The following is an 18,555-nucleotide window of genomic DNA, read 5'->3' as shown; positions in this document are numbered from 1 at the left end:
TTTTTTATCAGGTTGGCAGTGGCTTAGCCTCAATTAATGGCTTCGATAATCACCAACCGATCGTTCAGCCGCTGTTTGATGACCGGATCGGTTGCCTCTTGCGCCTGTTTTTGCAGCGCCGCAACCTGTTGCTTCATCATTTGCGGATCGCTAAATAGCAGTTCTTTGACGTTGATGGAGGCCACGTTGGTATAGCGCCCATCATCGGTGGTTGGCACGCTGATTTTGCCGTCATTGAGCAACTTGTCCACAATCTTGCGCTCACGTTCATACCCTTCCAGCCCCACCAGCTTCCAGCGGTGCATCACTTTGCCCTGGTATTCGCCCTTCTTCACCTCGGTCAGATAGCGAATAGTGAGATTACGGATAGTCCCTGCCTCCTCGCCGAACTCCGCTTTGGTATCTGACAGCACCGGGAACTGCATCCCCTCCAGTACGCCACCTTTCTGCGTCAGGTGACCCATGCGATAGCTGTTCATCCCCAACTGGATCGGCGTGCTGTCGGTCACTGGAGTGCCGTCGTTCAATTTCAACTCGGTGATGCGCTGCCCAACGGGTTTACGCAGATCGATGGTATAGGTCACGCCATCAAAGAAGTCATTGGTTGAGTATTTGGACGATCGGCGCTGTGGGTTAAAGCTGTAGGTGACATCGCCATCATGCTGCTGGTTGAAGTAGTCCGCTGACCACTCCATGTACTTTTTCAGCTCTTTACCGGTCAGTTGGTAGACGGTGATTTCGCCACCGGCATATTGATAGTTGAAGGCGATATCCTTGGCGGTGATGGTGCCCACGTTCAGCTTCGGCCTGTCGTTATCAATCTGCAACGCGATCACCTGCGCCTTAGGTGCGTAGTGTCGAGCCGCTTCCTGATACAGGGCGCTGATGCCGGTATCCTGAATATGTACCTGCGGGATGCCTTTCACCGCATCTGGTGGCACCAGATCCTGGCCAGTCAGCTGCGCAATCGGCCGGTTGGCGTTGGCACGCAGGATGGTGTGGAACGGCTGGTAGATCTCTTCGAGCTTTTTGTCGGAACTGATGCCTTTAATCGGGTAGGTGTAGCTGTCTTTATTGATCAGCACGTATTTGCCGTTTTGCTGCTCAAATTGCAGATCGATGCGCGACAGCGCACGGCCGTATTTGTCCGGCTCGGTGACGATCACACCGTTGATCACCTCTTTATCCACCTTGACGTGCATATGCCCGGCAACGATCGCCGCCAACTCTGGGTTGGCCCGCGCGATATCGCCCACGCCGGTGCCCGGCCGCTGGTTCTCATTATCGATCCCCATATGGGCCACCAGCACGATGGCGTCCACCTGGCCGTGGATCTGCTGGATCACCTTTTTCACCGCCTGCACCGGATCGGTAAACGTCAGGCCGTCGATGCGATCGGTGCCCTTGGCAAATTCGGCGGTCATCGGCGTATCCATACCGATAATGCCAATCTTCACCCCCTGGCGCTCAACGATCTTATAGGCGGGCAGGTAAGGCTTGCCGCTGTCCCAGAGAATATTCCCCGCCAGCGCGGTGCCTTTGAACTGGCTGAGTGGGGTTGCCAGCGCCTTCAGGCCAAAATCGAACTCGTGGTTACCCATAACCCATACGTCGTAGTCCAACGCGTTAAAGCCGAGGATCATCGGGCTGGTTTTGTCATTCTTGAAGGTTTCAACAAAGTTGCCCTGAATGGTATCCCCGGCGTCTACCAGGATCACGTTCGGCTGCTGGGCACGGACTTTATACACCTGGGTGGCAATCTGGCTGAGGCTGCCCGCCAGGTTCTCGGTGTCGGTAGAGTAATCCCAAGGCACGAAGGTGCCATGCAGATCGGAGGTGCCCAGAATGGTGATATTTACCGGTTCAGCGGCCATGGCAGAGGTACTCAAGCAAAGCAGCAGGGAAAGCAGCGTCTTTTTCATCATATTGTTTCATTATAGTTGATTGTAATTAAACAGGATTATGCGACGCACATCTCAGCGTTACCAGTGACATTGCAGAATGAGCATGGGAAATGTGAGGAGGGTCTATGAATTCCCCCTCACCCCAACCCTCTCCCGCAGGGAGAGAGAGCTGTTAGCCCCTGCTTTTTTGGAAGTAAAGAGGTCATCTCATCAAACTCGATCGTCCCCTTATCCAAAGTGCGTCACCGGATTTTCAGACACACTCGATCGGTTCCCAACAGGGAGAGGGAGCTGCAACAGTGATGGGAATGAGTTAAGCAATGACAGTTGCAAAGGTCGAACGAACAAGCCAAGCTGTGGCACATTCGGTCCCCTCTCCTTTTGGGAGAGGGTTAGGGTGAGGGTAAAAACGTTTATCTTACAAAGGCATATAAATATCGAAACGGTGATTCTTGGTGGTCGTGGCTGCATGAGCAGGAACGTCGGCCAGCGGAGGGGCATAATCCGGTCGTTTCACCACGACCCTTTTGGTAGCCAGCCTGCGGGCTGGCTCCAGCAAGCCATCGGCATCATCATCACTGCCCACCAGCGACTGAAATACCCGCATCTCTTTTTTCACCAACGCGCTCTTCTGCTTATGCGGATACATTGGGTCGAGATACACCACTTCCGGGCGTGGATCGATATCGCTCAGCGCCGTCAGGCTGGAGGCATGAAGCAACGTCATGCGTTCACGTAGCCAAGGGCCGATCTCCGCGTCCTGATAGCCCCGTTGCAGGCCGTCTTCCAGCAACGCAGCTACGACTGGATCACGCTCCAACATGCGAACCTGGCAACCCAGCGATGCCAAAACAAACGCGTCACGCCCTAACCCGGCAGTGGCATCCACCACGCTAGGCACATAGCTGCCTTTGATACCTACCGCTTTGGCCACAGCTTCGCCACGGCCGCCGCCGAAACGCCGCCGATGGGCCATCGGGCCAGCGATAAAATCGACGTAGATAGCGCCAAGCTTTGGCTCGTCGCGCTTGCGTAGCTCCAACCGTTCTGGCGTCAGCACCAGCGCCATCGTCGCATCTTCGTCGCTGGTTAGCTGCCAACGATCGGCCAAAATAGACAAGGCGCCGGGATCGGCGCCTGCTTCACACAATAAAAACACGCTCACTTGGCGGGTTACCCTTTAATACCGTAATGGCGCAGCATAGCATCCAGCTTCGGTTCACGGCCACGGAAGCGTTTGAACAATTCCATCGGCTCTTCGGAACCCCCGCGTGACAGGATGTTATCGAGGAAGGATTGACCGGTTTCAGCGTTGAAAATCCCTTCGTCTTCAAAGCGCGAGTAGGCATCTGCCGACAACACTTCCGCCCACAGGTAGCTGTAGTAACCCGCCGCATAGCCACCAGCAAAGATATGGCTGAATGCGTGTGGGAAACGGCCCCAGCTTGGTGAAGGCACCACCGCCACCATTTTCTTCACTTCGGCCAGGGTTGGCAGGATCTGCGCCCCTTTTTCCGGGCTGTATTCGGCGTGCATACGGAAATCGAACAGGCCAAACTCCAGCTGACGCAGGATAAACAGCGCTGCCTGATAGTTTTTCGCTTCCAGCATTTTGTCCAGCAGGGCTTTCGGCAGTGGTTCGCCAGTCTGGAAGTGACCAGAGATAAATGCCAACGCCTCCGGCTCCCAGCACCAGTTTTCCATAAACTGGCTTGGCAGCTCTACCGCATCCCAAGGCACACCGTTGATACCAGAAACCCCGGCGGTATCGATCTGCGTCAGCATATGGTGCAGACCGTGGCCAAACTCATGGAACAGCGTGGTGACTTCGTTATGAGTAAACAGCGCCGGCTGGTCGCCCAGCGGGCGGTTAAAGTTACAGGTCAGATAAGCCACCGGCTTTTGCAATTCGCCATTGGCTTTGCGCAGGCTGCCGACGCAATCATCCATCCATGCACCACCGCGCTTGTTCTCGCGGGCATACAAGTCCAGATAGAAGCTGCCACGCAGTTCACCTTTGGCATCGAACAGATCGAAGAAACGCACCTCCGGATGCCAGGTATCGACACCCTGACGCTCTTTGGCGGTGATGCCGTAAATACGGTTAACCACTTCGAACAGCCCTTCCAGCACGCGCTGTTCCGGGAAGTATGGGCGCAGTTGCTCATCACTGATGGAGAACAGATGTTGCTTCTGTTTTTCTCCGTAATAACTGATATCCCAAGCCTCTAGCTCATCCACACCATAGTGCTGCTTGGCAAAGGCACGTAGCTGTGCCAGTTCCTGTTCTGCCTGAGGACGAGCACGCTTGGCCAGATCGCTCAGGAAACCGAGCACCTGCTCCGGGCTTTCTGCCATCTTGGTCGCCAGTGATTTATCCGCATAGCTGGCAAAACCCAGCAGCTGTGCCAGTTCGTGGCGCAGAGCTAGCGTTTCCGCCATCACTTCGCTGTTATCCCACTTACCGGCATTTGGCCCCTGATCGGAGGCGCGGGTGGTGAAGGCACGATACATCTCTTCACGCAGCGCCTGGTTATCGGCATAGGTCATCACCGGCAAATAGCTCGGCATGTCCAGCGTCAGCAACCAGCCTTCCTGCTCCTTAGCCTGTGCCATCGCCTGGGCTTGGGCCAGTGCGCTTTCCGGCAGGCCGCTCAGCTCATTCACATCGGTGATCAATTTGCTCCAACCCATGGTGGCATCGAGCACATTGTTGCTGTAGGTCGAGCCCAGTTCGGACAGACGCGCCACGATCTCGCCGTAACGCTTTTGTTTTTCCTTTGGCAGGCCAATGCCCGACAGCTCAAAATCACGCAGCGCGTTTTCTACCGACTTGCGCTGTGGCGCAGTCAGTTTGGCAAAACCTTCGCCCTCTTTCAGATTACGATAGGCCTGGTACAGCCCTTCATGCTGACCCACCCAAGTACCGTATTCGGAAAGCAGCGGCAGCGCCTGTTCGTAAGCTTCGCGCAGTTCCGGGCTGTTTTTTACCGAGTTTAGGTGACCAATAGGTGACCAGATGCGTGACAGGCGATCGTCAGATTCGGCCAGCGGCTGACATAGATTTTCCCAGGTAAACGGCCCCGGTTGTGCCACGACGCGCTCAACCGCAGCACGGCAGTCGGCCAGTGCGGATGTCACCGCGGGGACGATATCTTCAGGGCGAATGGCAGAAAACGGCGGTAAGGCAAACGGTGTCAGCAACGCATTGGTCATAGAGGAAGTCCTGATTAGGGTGGTGGACCCGATGCGCACATCAGGCCAGACAAAGATAAACTTCTATCTAACATGGTGCCAACTGACGGGAAAATCAATGGTCAAGCGTGTGATTGCATCCGTTTCTTCACTAACGCGGATCGTTTAGTGAAGAAGATAAGCCACGATTGCATTAAGTAGGAAGGCGACCCCGCTAAGGACATATAAAACACTCTCATTTTCATTAATATCCATTTCGAGACACGTGCATATGCATACAATGCACTTGATAAATCATTTTTATTTATTGATAAAGCTTATATTCTGAGTTAAAAAATCAAGTCTATGCGCTAAAAACCATGTTAATTAAGCTTAATTTGATACAGAATGGTTTGGCGTTCTTTTTAACCGATCTCAGTCAATTACATTACAAGGAGTTTATGATGGCAAATAATATTTACGTGGCGATTAACGGAAAACAGCAAGGGTTGATATCGGCAGGGTGTTCTACAGCGGATTCAATCGGCAACAAGCACCAGTTAGGCCACGAAAACCAGATACTGGTTCTTAAGCTCGCGCATAACATCAGCCGGGGCGAAAATGTGATGCATAACCCAGTGATTTTTGTTAAGCCTCAGGATAAATCATCCCCTTTGTTTTTGCTGGCTATTTCTAATAACGAGTTGCTTAACCTTAAGTTTGATTTTTACCGCACATCGCAAAATGGTGCTCAAGAGTTGTACTACACGATCGAACTCAGAGAGGCGACCATCGTAGATTTCAACATAAACTATCCCCACTGCTTAACGCATTCTAGTGCACAACCCGAAGAAATTATCTCTGTACGTTATAAAGATATTATTTGCCAGCACCATATCGCTGGCACATCAGGTTATAGCGTATGGGACGACAGAGTTTATTAACGACTAGCTGGGTCTCTTTTACCAAGAGGCCCTAACGTCTATAAACTGCTCTGGGTCTTTTAAGCACTTGGGTTCCTCTTTTTTTACATTCGCTGACATCTTTGATATAGAGTGTCTCCCCATATATAATTTTTTTCCAACAGATACCATAACCATGTTGATCCAATGCGGTGGTAAAATGCCAATTAAATAGAGTCGCAACAATCATACCAAGCATGGTGATTCGACAAGACCATATCGTTATCATTTTAAATCTAATGAAATCCTTATCACCAGTAAAAAAAGAATACCCTCCTATAATGATAAGCAAGACACTGACTGGCCACGCAGAGATAATATAAGTGCCGAGTCTATTGAACGACACGACTGAGGGAAAACTAAAGCTAACCATGTAGTTACCTACCAGCGGGAAAATCAATAGAATACCCATAACACCGATGAACAAAACTAATAATGCACTTAGTCTTTCTTGCATTGTGGCCTTTATCGTATTTTTCCTTTGTGATTTTTTCATATTTTATTATAAATCAATTGATTATTGATTGCTTCCTCACCACATTTATTACATCACCCACTATATTCGCAGTAGACAAAAGAGACAAAAAATCTATTTTATTCCTATGATCAAGACCCTACTACCACCTGCACAATTTGCATATTTTTTAGTAAGCTGATCTTGGTTTTCTAAGTACCTCTGACCCTCTTTTTTTACATTCCTCGGCATCTTTGATATAGAGTGTCTCTGAGTACAAGCTTCTTTTCCAACAGGTGCCATAGCCATGCTGATCCAACACTGTGGTAAAATGCCAATTAAAAATAAAGGCGACAACAAGCAAAAAAGCGGTAAGGCGCAAAGAGTATATAAGTATAGGCTTGAATTTAGCTAGATAATTTTTGCCGGTAATAGATAAATGGAAGAACATAAGGAAATATACGACACTTGCAGGAATGATTGCTAAAATAAAAGTTTCTAACCTGTTAAATGAAATAACATCAGGATAGGTAAAGCTGATGATATAGTTGCTAATAATACTTGGTGCAAAAATGCAACCTAAAGAAAAAATCCCGGCGACAAGCAAAGAACTTAAACGCTCTTTTATTGTAACTGTCTCGCCCACGTTGGCTATTAATTTATTCTTCATAGTTTATTGTATAAAATTTGGCTATTTGTTCCTAACACACTTAAAACTCTTGGTGTCTGCGCTTCCATTTCCTTTATTTTTTCTATAATTTTATTAGTGATTCCATATTCCCGGTCTAAATACTCTAGACCCATCGTAATAAAAAATGCCACAATGGCGACACCAATAATAGCACCACCTAAGGAAACAGCCGCTCCTATTAACAACGCGGACGATGTTGCTCTCATGATAACAGTAACGACAACCGCTTTGACAATATCACTAGTTACATTTCCTAAAAAACTAGCCGCAGTGCTTTCATCCTTTAGTATAAACTCCAGGCTACGGTAGGCCAAAGAGACATATATACTCCATTTCATACCCTGTATAGCAGTATGATTAAGCCCTTTTACCCCGACCCCAATCTGCACAATTTGCATATTATTTAACGAATAACGCGTTCCATTTAAGATCCGTCTAATACCTGGGTAGCCGGTGATCTTGATTAGCTTCTCACCGTTTCTTCCGACATAAATGATAGCGGCTATCCCAAAGCCCCCCAACTTCCTGACCAGATCCGCCGCAGAATAAAAATCCTTCGCGTTGCCGCTATAGGTGGCAGCATATCCCAGATAGTCCAGGCCTTCATCACGGGTGATATTGAGAAAGCCCTCATCAAGCTGCCGATCGCCTCGGCCAAACTCTCCAAAGCACTCCAGAACATCATAGGCTTCTTCTTTGGTAAGCAGCATGATGTGACGCTGTTCGGCTTTCATGCAAGCTTGGAATTTTTCTTCCGCAATTCGTCGGGCATAGGCACCATGATCGGGTGGTGTGGGGAAAAGAGTGGAATTATTTCCCGTGAGATAGTTGGGGTATATTCTATCTTTCATGGCGGCCTCCGGTTGCCTTATAAATAAGTATCTCCATTTACTCATCCACTAATATAATTGAAATTCAGCATTGTATAAAGAACAATCAAAATAATTCCCTTATAGCTATCACCCATTCTTGCCTATACCAGCGTAGCTCCCCCCAGGCTGCAACGCTTTTCGCTTTTTACCAGCAAGGCGGTTTATACTTGGTAGCTTAAATTCGTTGATCTACGAGTTTGCAGTAAACACGCAGAACTCTTTTGCATTTAATGAGTTGATTTTATTGAAAATAACTCGAAAATCAGGAAACACAAAACGCCATGTTAAGTTACCGCCACAGTTTTCACGCCGGCAACCACGCCGACGTGCTCAAGCACACCGTTCAGAGCCTGATCATTGAGGCGCTGAAAGAAAAAGATAAGCCGCTGCTGTACCTGGATACCCACTCCGGTGCCGGGCGCTATCAGCTGAGCGGTGAGCATGCCGAGCGCACCGGGGAATACCTGGAAGGCATCGGCCTACTGTGGCAACGTGACGATCTGCCAGAAGAGCTGGCGGCCTACATGAGCGTAGTCCACAACTTCAACCGCTCCGGCACCCTGCGTTACTACCCAGGCTCACCGCTGATCGCCCGCCAGCTGCTGCGCCCGCAGGATAAAATCCATCTGACAGAGCTGCACCCAAGCGATTTCCCGCTGCTGCGTAACGAATTCCAGAAAGACGAGCGCGCCAAAGTGCAACGTGCCGATGGTTACCAGCAGTTAAAATCCCAATTACCACCTCCGTCACGCCGTGGCCTTATCCTGATGGACCCGCCGTATGAGATGAAAACCGATTATCAAGACGTAGTGAAAGGCATTCAGGAAGGCTACAAGCGTTTTGCCACCGGCACCTATGCTCTGTGGTATCCGGTGGTGATGCGCCAGCAGATCAAACGCATGCTCAAAGAGCTGGAGGCGACCGGCATCCGCCGTATCCTGCAAATCGAGCTGGCGGTGAAGCCCGACAGCGATCAACGCGGGATGACGGCTTCAGGCATGATCGTGATTAACCCACCTTGGAAGCTGGAACAGCAGATGAACAACGTGCTGCCGTGGCTACACAAGGTACTGGTGCCGTCCGGCATCGGGCACCACCTGGTGAACTGGGTCGTACCAGAATAAGATCGATGATGGTCGCCTGCCTGGGCGGCCATCCGCTTTTCCCTTCGCTATCCCACCCTGCTTGCTCCTTATTTTACCTCGATCTTTTGCCGATCCTCATCACAACCGCAAAATAACTGTTTGCTTATTTTAACTTTCGATTAGATGATAATCATCGAAAGATAACGTAACCAAAGAAAACAGGAGGCAGGCGGTGTACATCATTTCGACCAACAATATGCTGCAGAAGGCACAACAACAGGGCTATGCCGTACCAGCCTTCAACATTCATAACCTGGAAACCATGCAGGTGGTGGCTGAAACCGCCGCACACATGCGCTCACCGGTGATCCTGGCCGGTACGCCCGGCACCTATCTCTATGCGGGAACGGCTAACGTGGTCGCCATTGTCAAACAGTTGGCCGCCGAATACCGCATCCCGCTGGCGGTGCATCTGGATCACCATGAGGCCCTGCAAGATATTCAAACCAAAGTACATGCAGGGATCCGCTCGGCCATGATTGATGGCTCGCACCTGCCCTTCGCGGAAAATATCGCGCTGGTGCGGCAGGTGACCGAGTTTTGCCATCGTTATGATGTCAGCGTTGAGGCAGAGCTGGGGCGGCTTGGCGGCGTTGAGGATGGCATCAGCGTCGATGCCAAGGATGCCCGCTATACCTCGCCGCAGCAGGCCGAGGAGTTTGTGCGTTCCACCGGCATCGATTCACTGGCGGTGGCGATTGGTACGGCGCATGGACTTTACCAGGGCAAGCCAGAGCTGGATTTCATCCGCCTTGGGCAGATCCGCGACAGGGTCAGCGTGCCATTGGTGCTGCATGGTGCGTCGGGTTTGCCAGACGCTGATATTCAGCAGGCGATTCGGCTGGGGGTCTGCAAGGTGAACGTGGCGACGGAGCTTAAGATCGCCTTTTCCGATGCGCTGAAACAGCATCTGGCGGAGCATCCGCAGGCCAACGACCCGCGCCACTATATGCAGCCCGCCAAGCTGGCCATGCAGCAGGTGGTGCAGAAGGTGATTCAGGTTTGTGGCTGTGAAGGCAGGCTGTGACCTGCGCCAACACAGTGATTGCCCCTCACCCTCTCCCACAGGGGGAGGGGACCGATCGAGTTTAATGAGATGACCTCTTTACTTCCAAAAGAGCACGGGCTAACAGCCCCCTCTCACTAAAGGAGAAGGTTGGGGTGAGGGGCATCCTCTCGTCACAATAACCGCTTTCACTTTATTGCGTATGCCGATCCCTTTCCTTACCAGATATTTATAATTAACTGATTTTAAATAACTAAATCCACCCTATCCGTTAACTTACTCCCTCACACTGAAAGCACCAGCACGGAAAAATAGCGGTAAAGTTTTCGATCTTGATCACGAATAATAGAAAAGTGCATTGCTAACCTTTCGAAACATTACGATTATATTCGTAAGAAAACGGAGGGTAGAATGAAAAATATAATCGCACGACATAAAGCAGGGGAGCCGATCGGGATCTGCTCTGTCTGTTCGGCACACCCATTAGTCATTGAAGCCGCATTACGCCTGGATCTGCACAGCGATCGCCAGGTGCTGATCGAGGCCACATCCAACCAGGTTAATCAGTTTGGCGGTTACACCGGCATGAAACCGGCGGATTTCCGGCAGTTTGTCTGCGATATTGCGGCAACCGTCGGCTTTCCGCTCTCCCGGCTGCTGTTAGGGGGCGACCATCTAGGCCCGAACTGTTGGCAAAATGAACCCGCCGCCAGCGCAATGGCGAAAGCGGAAGTGTTGATCGCCGACTACGTCACCGCCGGATTCAGCAAGATCCATCTGGATGCGTCCATGTCCTGCGCCGACGATCCGATCCCGTTAGATCCCCACGTGGTGGCAGAACGCGCCGCCCGCCTGTGTCAGGTCGCCGAACGGGTCGCTACCCCAGAGCAAAAACAGCAGCTGACCTATGTTATTGGGACCGAGGTGCCAGTTCCTGGAGGAGAATCTTCCGCCATTGGCAACGTACATATCACTCACGCGACGGATGCCGCCGCCACGCTGGAAACTCACTATCAGGCGTTCCGCCAGGCCGGGTTGGCAGCGGCGATCCCGAGGATCATCGCCGTGGTAGTGCAGCCAGGGGTGGAGTTCGACCATTCACAGGTGATCGCTTACCAACCACAGCTAGCCCGCGAGCTCTCCCAGTTTATTACCACCACGCCGCTGGTCTATGAGGCGCACTCTACCGATTACCAAACGCGTGAAGCCTATCAGCAGCTGGTGCGCGATCACTTCGCCATTCTCAAAGTTGGCCCGGCCCTGACGTTCGCCCTGCGCGAAGCGGTGTTTGCTCTGGCCAATATCGAACAAGCCCTGATTGCCCCGGAAAAACGTAGCCAGATCCTGGCGGTGATTGACGCCGTCATGCTCGACGAACCGGATTACTGGAAAAAGTATTATCACCCGACGTTCAGCCGCTCGCTGATCGACCTGCATTTCAGCCTGTCGGACCGTATCCGCTACTACTGGCCCCACCCGCGTATCGCCCAAAGTATGACGACGCTGCTCAATAACCTCGACCAGCAAGAGATCCCCGCAGGCCTACTGAGCCAATACTTCCCGCTGCAGTATCAGCGAGTGATGGAACGCAAGCTGGCGAAACAGCCCCACGCACTGATGATCGACAAAATTCAGGATGTGCTGCGCGCTTATCGCTTCGGCTGTGCCCCCGCAGAGCAAGCCAAAAATGCCGAGGAGATAGCCCATGTATAACAGCCAACTGTTCGTTCGCACTGGCATCAGCTTTGCCGACGCACAGCAGGCGCTGGAGCACATTGGCGTCACCATGCTCAACGCCGGGGTCGTTCACAACAGCTACCCGCAGGCATTGCTGGTGCGTGAGAGCGCTTATCCCACTGGCATCGCCCTTGAGCAGCACGCGGTCGCCATCCCCCATTGTGAAGCGGAGCATGCACGTGCCCCGGCTATTTATCTGATCCGCCCTGACCAGGCCGTACCCTTCGCTCAGGCGGATGATGACGGCACGATCGACGTTGCCCTGATTATCGCGCTGATCGTCACCGACCCGGCGGCGCAGTTGGTTTTACTGCGCACGCTGTTTGGCCAGTTGCAGCACCCCGAGTTTATCGCTGCACTTCTGACCGCCCCCGAGGACCAATTGGGCGAAATTTTTGCCCAGCGGGTTTTCACTTCGCCCTCCCGACCACAACAAAAAACAGAATATGAAGGAGCCACACTGTGAAACGTAAAATTATTGTTGCCTGCGGCGGTGCCGTTGCCACCTCGACCATGGCTGCAGAAGAGATCAAAGAGCTTTGCGCGGAGCACAACATCGAGCTGGACTTGGTGCAGTGCCGCGTGACCGAGATTGAAACCTATATGGACGATGCCGATCTGATCTGTACCACCGCCCGCGTCGACCGGCAGTTTGGCGATATACCGTTGGTGCACGGCATGCCGTTTATTTCCGGTGTCGGCATCGATGCGCTGAAACAAAAAATACTGACCATTCTGACGGAGTAGCCCATGTTTACCGACATCATGCGTTATATCCTCGATCTCGGCCCTACGGTGATGCTGCCTATCGTAATCATCATCTTCTCGCTGATTTTAGGGATGAAATTAGGGGATTCATTTAAATCCGGCATTCATATCGGCATCGGCTTTGTCGGTATCGGGCTGGTTATCGGCCTGATGCTGGACTCGATCGGCCCAGCGGCAAAATCGATGGCCGAGCAGTTCCAGATCAACCTGCACGTGGTGGATATCGGTTGGCCAGGCTCATCACCGATGACCTGGGCCTCGCAGATTGCCCTGATCGCCATCCCGGTAGCGATTGCGGTCAACATCGTGATGTTGCTGACGCGTATGACCCGAGTGGTTAACGTGGATATCTGGAACATCTGGCACATGACCTTTACCGGTGCCATGGTGCATCTGGCCACCGGTTCATACTGGCTGGGTATGCTGGGCGTGGTGGTGCATGCCGCCTTCGTTTACAAGCTGGGGGACTGGTTCGCCAAAGACACCCGCGACTTCTTCGGGCTGGAAGGGATTGCCATTCCGCATGGCACCTCCGCCTATATGGGGCCGATTGCCGTGCTGGTGGACACCATTATCGAGAAGATCCCCGGCCTGAACCGTATTCACTTCAGCGCAGACGACGTACAGAAACGCTTTGGCCCGTTCGGCGAGCCGGTGACCGTCGGCTTTGTGATGGGGCTGATTATCGGTGCGCTGGCCGGTTACGACCTGAAGGGCATTCTGCAACTGGCGGTGAAAACCGCTGCCGTGATGCTGCTGATGCCACGGGTGATCAAACCGATCATGGATGGCCTGACGCCCATCGCCAAGCATGCCCGTAAACGCCTGCAAGCACGCTTTGGCGGCCAGGAGTTCCTTATCGGCCTCGACCCGGCGCTGCTGCTGGGCCATACCGCCGTGGTCTCCGCCAGCCTGATCTTTATCCCGCTGACCATTCTGATCGCCGTGATCGTCCCAGGTAACCAGGTGCTGCCGTTTGGCGATCTGGCAACCATCGGCTTCTTTGTGGCCCTCGCCGTGGCGGTGCATCAGGGCAACCTGTTCCGCACGCTGATCTCGGGTTTTATCATCATGAGCATCACGTTGTGGATCGCCACCCAAACCATCGGGCTGCATACCCAATTGGCTGCCAATGCTGGTGCGCTGAAAGCGGGCGGCGTGGTGGCCTCGATGGACCAAGGCGGCTCACCGATCACCTACCTGCTGATCCAACTGCTCACCTGGCAAAACGTGGTGGGTCTGGTCGTTATCGGCGTCATTTACGCCATTGGGGTGTTCCTCACCTGGCGCCGTGCCCGTCAATTTGCCCAGGCTGAAGCCACCGCCAAGCAACAGGCCAACCAAAGCCTCAACGCCATGTCCTAATCCTTCGGGGGAGCCCGCCTCCCCCAATCTATTCTCTACGGAGTTCAAGCTATGCAATCAGTCGTGATCCACACGGAGGGAGAAGTGCGCGTTGAAGAACGCCCCGCTCCTGCTATTGAGGCCGCCGATGAGGTGTTGGTTCGGGTGGCGTATTCCGGGCTATGCGGTTCGGATATCCCCCGCATCTTCGCCAAAGGCGCGCATTTCTACCCGATTACCCTGGGGCATGAGTTCAGTGGCCGGGTCGTGGCCTGTGGCGAGCGGGTTACCGATCTGCAACAGCATGATGCCGTGGCCTGCGTCCCTTTGTTACCGTGCTTTAACTGCCCGGAATGCCAGCGCCATTACTATTCGCTGTGCAAGCATTACCAGTTCGTCGGTTCACGCAGCCACGGTGGCAACGCCGAGTTTATCGTAGTCAAACGCGCCAATCTGGTGAAATTGCCTGCCAACGTCAGTTTATTGCAGGGGGCATTTATTGAGCCCATCACCGTCGGCCTGCATGCCATTCAGTTGGCTGGGGGCTGCCAAGGCAAAGAGGTGATCATCATTGGTGCCGGCACCATCGGCCAACTGGCGATCCAATGTGCCCGCGCGATGGGCGCACGCAGCGTCACGGCGATCGATATCAATGACGACCGGCTCAAGCTGGCACGGCAGATCGGTGCAGAAAACGCGTTTAACAGCGCGGAGCTTAGCCCCTCCGAGATAGCCGAACGCTTACAGGAAAGGCGCTTTGATCAGTTGATTCTGGAAACCGCTGGCACGCCACAAACGGTCGGACTGGCGCTGGATATCGCCGGGCCACGGGCACAAATCGCGCTGGTGGGGACGCTCCATAAGGACCTCCATCTGTCTTACAGCACCTTCAGCCAGATCCTGCGCAAGGAACTGACGCTGCTGGGCAGTTGGATGAACTATTCGGCCCCGTGGCCAGGGGAAGAATGGCAACAGGCCATGAAGCTGTTCCAATCGGCGGATCTGGCTCTGGAGCCGTTGATTGCCAGCATCGATCGCCCGCAGCAATACGCCGCCAGCGTTGCAGCCCTGGCCGGTAAGCCGATGCAGGGGAAAATCATGCTCAAGCTTGGCGAAGGGTGATATTTAGCCAATGGCTGCACGGGTGCAGCCATTATTTTGCCTCAAATCCCATCTCCTTGATCTTTATGCTCCCCTTTCATATCCCTTTCGCATAAAATAAAAGCAAAACATTTCGATAGGTCAGGATGATGAACTCTTTTGAAAGACGAAATAAAATTGTCGACCTGGTTCAGCAGAACGGCAGCATCTTGGTTAGCGATCTTTCGAATTCCTTCGGAATTTCTGAGGTTACCATCCGCGCTGACCTGCGCCTGCTGGAAGAAAAAGGCCTGCTGATCCGCTTCCACGGCGGTGCAGCCAGGCCGGGCAGCCAGTTGGAGCAGGAGGCCGAGGTGCCGAAAACCACCGGTGAGGTCATCCTGGAGGAACGCTACCAGCTGGCTAAAGACCCGAAAAAGCGCATTGCCTTAAAGGCAGCAGCGATGGTCAACCCCGGCGATACGGTGATCCTCGACAGCGGCAGCACCACCATGCTGATCGCCGAAGAGCTGGTGAAGATGGGCAATATCACGGTGATCACCAATAACCTGCCCGCCGCCTTTGCGCTTTCCGACAATAAAGACATCACGCTGGTGCTGTGTGGCGGCACGCTGCGCCACAAAACGCGCTCCATGCACGGCTCCATCGCGGAGCTCTCCCTACAGGGCATTGCCGGTGACGTGATGTTCGTCGGGGCCGACGGGTTGGATGCCACCAACGGCATCACCACCTTTAATGAAGGCTACTCGATCAGCGGCGTGATGGCTCAGGCAGCCAAGCGCGTGGTCGCGGTGGTCGATTCCACCAAGTTCGGCCGCAGGGGTTTCAACCTGGTGCTGTCGATGAGCCAGATTGACATGATCATTACCGATACCGGCATCAGCAGTGCCGATCGCCAAGCGCTCGATCGGGCAAAACCCGAACTGGTTATCGTGTAAAATCAACCGGGCAGAGGATCAAGCCTCTGCCTATTACAGCCATCGACGCAATCTTTGCGACAACCCCCAGTCAGGCGTTAAACTCTTACCCTTCTCGAATCACACAACTCATGGAAAACCCAGATGACGAAACATTACGATTATCTAGCAATTGGCGGCGGTAGCGGCGGTATCGCATCGATCAACCGGGCAGCCATGTATGGCCAGAAATGCGCACTGATTGAAGCCAAAGAACTTGGCGGCACCTGCGTTAACGTGGGTTGTGTCCCGAAAAAAGTCATGTGGCATGCGGCGCAAATCGCCGAGGCCATCCACCAGTACGGCCCGGATTACGGCTTCGATACCACCGTCAACGCCTTTGACTGGAAACGCCTGATCGCCAACCGCACTGCCTACATCGATCGTATTCATACTTCCTACGACAACGTGCTGGGCAAAAACAAGGTCGACGTGATCAAAGGTTTTGCCCGTTTTATTGACGCGCATACCGTAGAAGTTAACGGCGAGAAAATCACCGCAGACCATATTCTGATCGCTACCGGTGGCCGCCCGAGCCATCCGTCGATCCCTGGTGCCGAATACGGCATCGACTCCGACGGCTTCTTTGAGCTGGATGCCATGCCAAAACGCGTGGCAGTGGTGGGTGCTGGCTACATCGCGGTAGAAATTGCCGGCGTAATGAACGCGCTGGGAGCGGAAACGCATCTGTTCGTGCGTAAACACGCCCCGCTGCGTACCTTCGATCCGATGATTGTAGAAACCCTGGTTGAGGTGATGAACACCGAAGGGCCAACCCTGCACACCGAATCCATTCCAAAATCCATCGTTAAAAACGCCGACGGCAGCCTGACGCTGGCGTTGGAAAACGGCAAAGAGTTCACCGTGGACAGCCTGGTCTGGGCCATCGGCCGCGAACCAGCGACCGACAATCTGAACCTGGCGGTCACCGGCGTGAAAACCAATGCCAAAGGTTACATCGAGGTCGACAAATTCCAGAACACCAACGTGAAAGGCATCTACGCAGTAGGTGACAACACCGGTGCGGTTGAGCTGACCCCGGTTGCCGTTGCCGCTGGCCGCCGCCTGTCCGAGCGCCTGTTCAACAACAAGCCGGACGAACATCTGGACTATAGCAACATCGCCACCGTGGTGTTCAGCCACCCGCCAATTGGCACCATTGGCCTGACCGAACCGCAGGCGAAAGAGCAGTTTGGCGAGGATAAGGTGAAGGTTTATAAATCCTCCTTCACCGCCATGTACAGCGCCGTGACTCAGCATCGCCAGCCGTGCCGCATGAAGCTGGTATGCGTGGGTGAAGAAGAGAAGATCGTTGGCCTGCACGGGATTGGCTTTGGCATGGATGAAATCCTGCAGGGCTTTGCCGTGGCAATCAAGATGGGCGCGACCAAGAAAGACTTCGACAACACCGTGGCGATCCACCCAACCGCCGCGGAAGAGTTCGTGACTATGCGGTAATGGTGCATTCCTAACTGTAAAACCGACTGTAAAAGGTCGGTTTTTGCTTTTATTCAGCTTATAAATGCTGATTTAGGCAAATGAATATCCCCGCCTTAGTGTTTATATCACTGCAAAATTAACGTTCATTAAGATAATTCGTTCGTTTAAATATAACTTCTTAAATATCACCTCAACGAGGTGCCGATTTTCGAGCACTATCGCTCCCTGCACGCCTATAATCACCGCGTAGTTATATGCAGTATCTCGTTTGGCGAGGCTCCTATACAAACACAGGTTACTGATCTGACGACATCGAGAGATGCCCAAGGTTAAGACAGGCTTTATCGGATTAAGGTTCAGCCCAAGGTAACTTCTGAAATTTTTCAGATACGTTGTATAGTGCTAAAACCTGGACGCGGAGATAGGCTTTCTGCACTCCCCTCTTTGGTTTACTCCCCTATGCGATGCACTGTTGAAGTTTAAACAGCAATAGGGTCAATGACTTCCAGACTCCTCGGCAATGACCGCTACCGCGCCAGCAGCACAGGCGGGCCAGCCATTGCTAACTCTTTGAACGCTGACTTTTTCACCGCCGCAGATACCCTGACGGTGAATGAAGCCAGAGACTACGTTGCACACTTACTTTTAACCACAGAGGTCGTTATCGATTACAGTTAACCGAGGATAATATTATGGGAAATATGATGTTTTTTATGGGGTTTTTGTTTTTCATCAGCTCAATGGGACTGATCGCAGCCTATCTGAGCACCAAATGGGATGACTAATGAACGAAAAAGATCCGCCTAGCATCATCCTCCCCGTAGCCTCATCAATCATTGCGGGGAGGATGAATAACCGCAATAAACTGACGGTATTTACCGCGCGTGATAATGATGATGATTTTTATTCTTGGGTTGCTGTACGCTATTTTTATGATCTCGGCAGGTATTAATGAGATTTATTTACATTCCACCGGTCAAACTGCATTTCTTTCCTGTTTA

General features: G+C 52.7%; 17 protein-coding genes and 1 riboswitch. Of the genes, 12 read left to right on the top strand and 5 right to left on the bottom strand.

Annotated features, from left to right (window positions below; translation table 11 throughout):
* Window positions 1-29: 29 nt before the first annotated feature.
* From N6G83_RS35735 to prlC, 3 genes are all read right to left on the bottom strand, one after another.
* Entirely contained in the window at window positions 30-1,922 is a 1,893-nt protein-coding gene (locus tag N6G83_RS35735) for a bifunctional metallophosphatase/5'-nucleotidase (RefSeq protein WP_211135305.1), read from the bottom strand.
* A 400-nt stretch (window positions 1,923-2,322) separates the two neighbouring features.
* Complete coding sequence (gene rsmJ, locus N6G83_RS35730) at window positions 2,323-3,069, bottom strand: 16S rRNA (guanine(1516)-N(2))-methyltransferase RsmJ (RefSeq protein WP_211135252.1); 747 nt, start codon at window positions 3,067-3,069, stop codon at window positions 2,323-2,325.
* 8 nt (window positions 3,070-3,077) lie between these two features.
* Window positions 3,078-5,120 (bottom strand): oligopeptidase A, encoded by a 2,043-nt coding sequence (gene prlC / locus N6G83_RS35725; protein ID WP_024527634.1) that lies wholly within the window; start codon window positions 5,118-5,120, stop codon window positions 3,078-3,080.
* 422 nt (window positions 5,121-5,542) lie between these two features.
* Here prlC and N6G83_RS35720 point away from each other — a divergent pair, with 422 nt between their 5' ends.
* Complete coding sequence (locus tag N6G83_RS35720; RefSeq protein ID WP_065684042.1) at window positions 5,543-6,022, top strand: Hcp family type VI secretion system effector; 480 nt, start codon at window positions 5,543-5,545, stop codon at window positions 6,020-6,022.
* Between the two features lie 662 nt (window positions 6,023-6,684).
* Here N6G83_RS35720 and N6G83_RS35715 read toward each other — a convergent pair.
* On the bottom strand, window positions 6,685-7,164 hold the full coding sequence (locus N6G83_RS35715; RefSeq protein WP_211135262.1) for a DUF1240 domain-containing protein: 480 nt from the start codon (window positions 7,162-7,164) through the stop codon (window positions 6,685-6,687).
* Complete coding sequence (locus N6G83_RS35710) at window positions 7,161-8,036, bottom strand: hypothetical protein (RefSeq protein WP_211135264.1); 876 nt, start codon at window positions 8,034-8,036, stop codon at window positions 7,161-7,163. The genes N6G83_RS35715 and N6G83_RS35710 overlap by 4 nt, the downstream gene beginning before the upstream one ends.
* Window positions 8,037-8,338: 302 nt before the next feature.
* On the opposite strand from N6G83_RS35710, the gene N6G83_RS35705 reads away from it, so the two are divergent.
* The 11 genes from N6G83_RS35705 to N6G83_RS35655 all read left to right on the top strand — a co-directional run bounded on the left by N6G83_RS35705 (window position 8,339) and on the right by N6G83_RS35655 (window position 18,506).
* Window positions 8,339-9,181, top strand: coding sequence for a 23S rRNA (adenine(2030)-N(6))-methyltransferase RlmJ (locus N6G83_RS35705; RefSeq protein ID WP_021181782.1), 843 nt, complete (start codon window positions 8,339-8,341; stop codon window positions 9,179-9,181).
* Window positions 9,182-9,374: 193 nt separating this feature from the next.
* Window positions 9,375-10,229, top strand: coding sequence for a tagatose bisphosphate family class II aldolase (locus N6G83_RS35700; RefSeq protein ID WP_024527637.1), 855 nt, complete (start codon window positions 9,375-9,377; stop codon window positions 10,227-10,229).
* 390 nt (window positions 10,230-10,619) lie between these two features.
* Complete coding sequence (gene gatZ, locus N6G83_RS35695) at window positions 10,620-11,921, top strand: tagatose-bisphosphate aldolase subunit GatZ (protein ID WP_211135273.1); 1,302 nt, start codon at window positions 10,620-10,622, stop codon at window positions 11,919-11,921.
* Entirely contained in the window at window positions 11,914-12,411 is a 498-nt protein-coding gene (gene gatA, locus N6G83_RS35690) for a PTS galactitol transporter subunit IIA (RefSeq protein ID WP_211135275.1), read from the top strand. The genes gatZ and gatA overlap by 8 nt, the downstream gene beginning before the upstream one ends.
* Window positions 12,408-12,692 carry a PTS galactitol transporter subunit IIB gene (gene gatB / locus N6G83_RS35685; protein WP_021181786.1) on the top strand — a complete coding sequence of 95 codons (285 nt, stop codon included), beginning with the start codon at window positions 12,408-12,410 and terminating at the stop codon, window positions 12,690-12,692. The genes gatA and gatB overlap by 4 nt, the downstream gene beginning before the upstream one ends.
* Window positions 12,693-12,695: 3 nt before the next feature.
* Window positions 12,696-14,078, top strand: coding sequence for a galactitol-specific PTS transporter subunit IIC (locus N6G83_RS35680; protein WP_211135277.1), 1,383 nt, complete (start codon window positions 12,696-12,698; stop codon window positions 14,076-14,078).
* 51 nt (window positions 14,079-14,129) lie between these two features.
* Window positions 14,130-15,179, top strand: a complete 1,050-nt coding sequence (gene gatD / locus N6G83_RS35675; protein ID WP_074030224.1) for a galactitol-1-phosphate 5-dehydrogenase — start codon at window positions 14,130-14,132, stop codon at window positions 15,177-15,179.
* Between the two features lie 128 nt (window positions 15,180-15,307).
* Window positions 15,308-16,096 (top strand): DeoR/GlpR family DNA-binding transcription regulator, encoded by a 789-nt coding sequence (locus N6G83_RS35670; RefSeq protein WP_024527643.1) that lies wholly within the window; start codon window positions 15,308-15,310, stop codon window positions 16,094-16,096.
* Window positions 16,097-16,219: 123 nt separating this feature from the next.
* Window positions 16,220-17,572, top strand: coding sequence for a glutathione-disulfide reductase (gene gorA, locus N6G83_RS35665; protein WP_021181790.1), 1,353 nt, complete (start codon window positions 16,220-16,222; stop codon window positions 17,570-17,572).
* Window positions 17,573-17,810: 238 nt separating this feature from the next.
* Window positions 17,811-17,982, top strand: a riboswitch (M-box (ykoK) riboswitch).
* A gap of 264 nt (window positions 17,983-18,246) precedes the next feature.
* Window positions 18,247-18,339 (top strand): protein MgtS, encoded by a 93-nt coding sequence (mgtS, locus tag N6G83_RS35660; protein ID WP_138106290.1) that lies wholly within the window; start codon window positions 18,247-18,249, stop codon window positions 18,337-18,339.
* On the top strand, window positions 18,339-18,506 hold the full coding sequence (locus tag N6G83_RS35655) for a hypothetical protein (RefSeq protein WP_158006201.1): 168 nt from the start codon (window positions 18,339-18,341) through the stop codon (window positions 18,504-18,506). Before mgtS ends, N6G83_RS35655 begins: the two co-directional genes overlap by 1 nt.
* Window positions 18,507-18,555: the final 49 nt, after the last annotated feature.

The sequence above is a fragment of the Serratia sp. PL7 genome (genome assembly GCF_945957435.1).
The sequence above is the reverse complement of the archived record's forward strand: the minus strand, read 5'-3'. Positions and strand labels throughout refer to the sequence as shown.

What these genes read in the sequence shown, in the direction of transcription:
- gatD (WP_074030224.1), top strand. Translation starts at nt 14,130, where the DNA reads ATGCAATCAGTCGTGATCCACACGGAGGGAGAAGTGCGCGTTGAAGAA.
- N6G83_RS35705 (WP_021181782.1), top strand. Translation starts at nt 8,339, where the DNA reads ATGTTAAGTTACCGCCACAGTTTTCACGCCGGCAACCACGCCGACGTG.
- N6G83_RS35715 (WP_211135262.1), bottom strand. Translation starts at nt 7,164, where the DNA reads ATGAAGAATAAATTAATAGCCAACGTGGGCGAGACAGTTACAATAAAA.
- N6G83_RS35720 (WP_065684042.1), top strand. Translation starts at nt 5,543, where the DNA reads ATGGCAAATAATATTTACGTGGCGATTAACGGAAAACAGCAAGGGTTG.
- N6G83_RS35655 (WP_158006201.1), top strand. Translation starts at nt 18,339, where the DNA reads ATGAACGAAAAAGATCCGCCTAGCATCATCCTCCCCGTAGCCTCATCA.
- gatZ (WP_211135273.1), top strand. Translation starts at nt 10,620, where the DNA reads ATGAAAAATATAATCGCACGACATAAAGCAGGGGAGCCGATCGGGATC.
- mgtS (WP_138106290.1), top strand. Translation starts at nt 18,247, where the DNA reads ATGGGAAATATGATGTTTTTTATGGGGTTTTTGTTTTTCATCAGCTCA.
- gatA (WP_211135275.1), top strand. Translation starts at nt 11,914, where the DNA reads ATGTATAACAGCCAACTGTTCGTTCGCACTGGCATCAGCTTTGCCGAC.
- N6G83_RS35670 (WP_024527643.1), top strand. Translation starts at nt 15,308, where the DNA reads ATGAACTCTTTTGAAAGACGAAATAAAATTGTCGACCTGGTTCAGCAG.
- N6G83_RS35735 (WP_211135305.1), bottom strand. Translation starts at nt 1,922, where the DNA reads ATGAAAAAGACGCTGCTTTCCCTGCTGCTTTGCTTGAGTACCTCTGCC.
- N6G83_RS35680 (WP_211135277.1), top strand. Translation starts at nt 12,696, where the DNA reads ATGTTTACCGACATCATGCGTTATATCCTCGATCTCGGCCCTACGGTG.
- N6G83_RS35710 (WP_211135264.1), bottom strand. Translation starts at nt 8,036, where the DNA reads ATGAAAGATAGAATATACCCCAACTATCTCACGGGAAATAATTCCACT.
- gorA (WP_021181790.1), top strand. Translation starts at nt 16,220, where the DNA reads ATGACGAAACATTACGATTATCTAGCAATTGGCGGCGGTAGCGGCGGT.
- prlC (WP_024527634.1), bottom strand. Translation starts at nt 5,120, where the DNA reads ATGACCAATGCGTTGCTGACACCGTTTGCCTTACCGCCGTTTTCTGCC.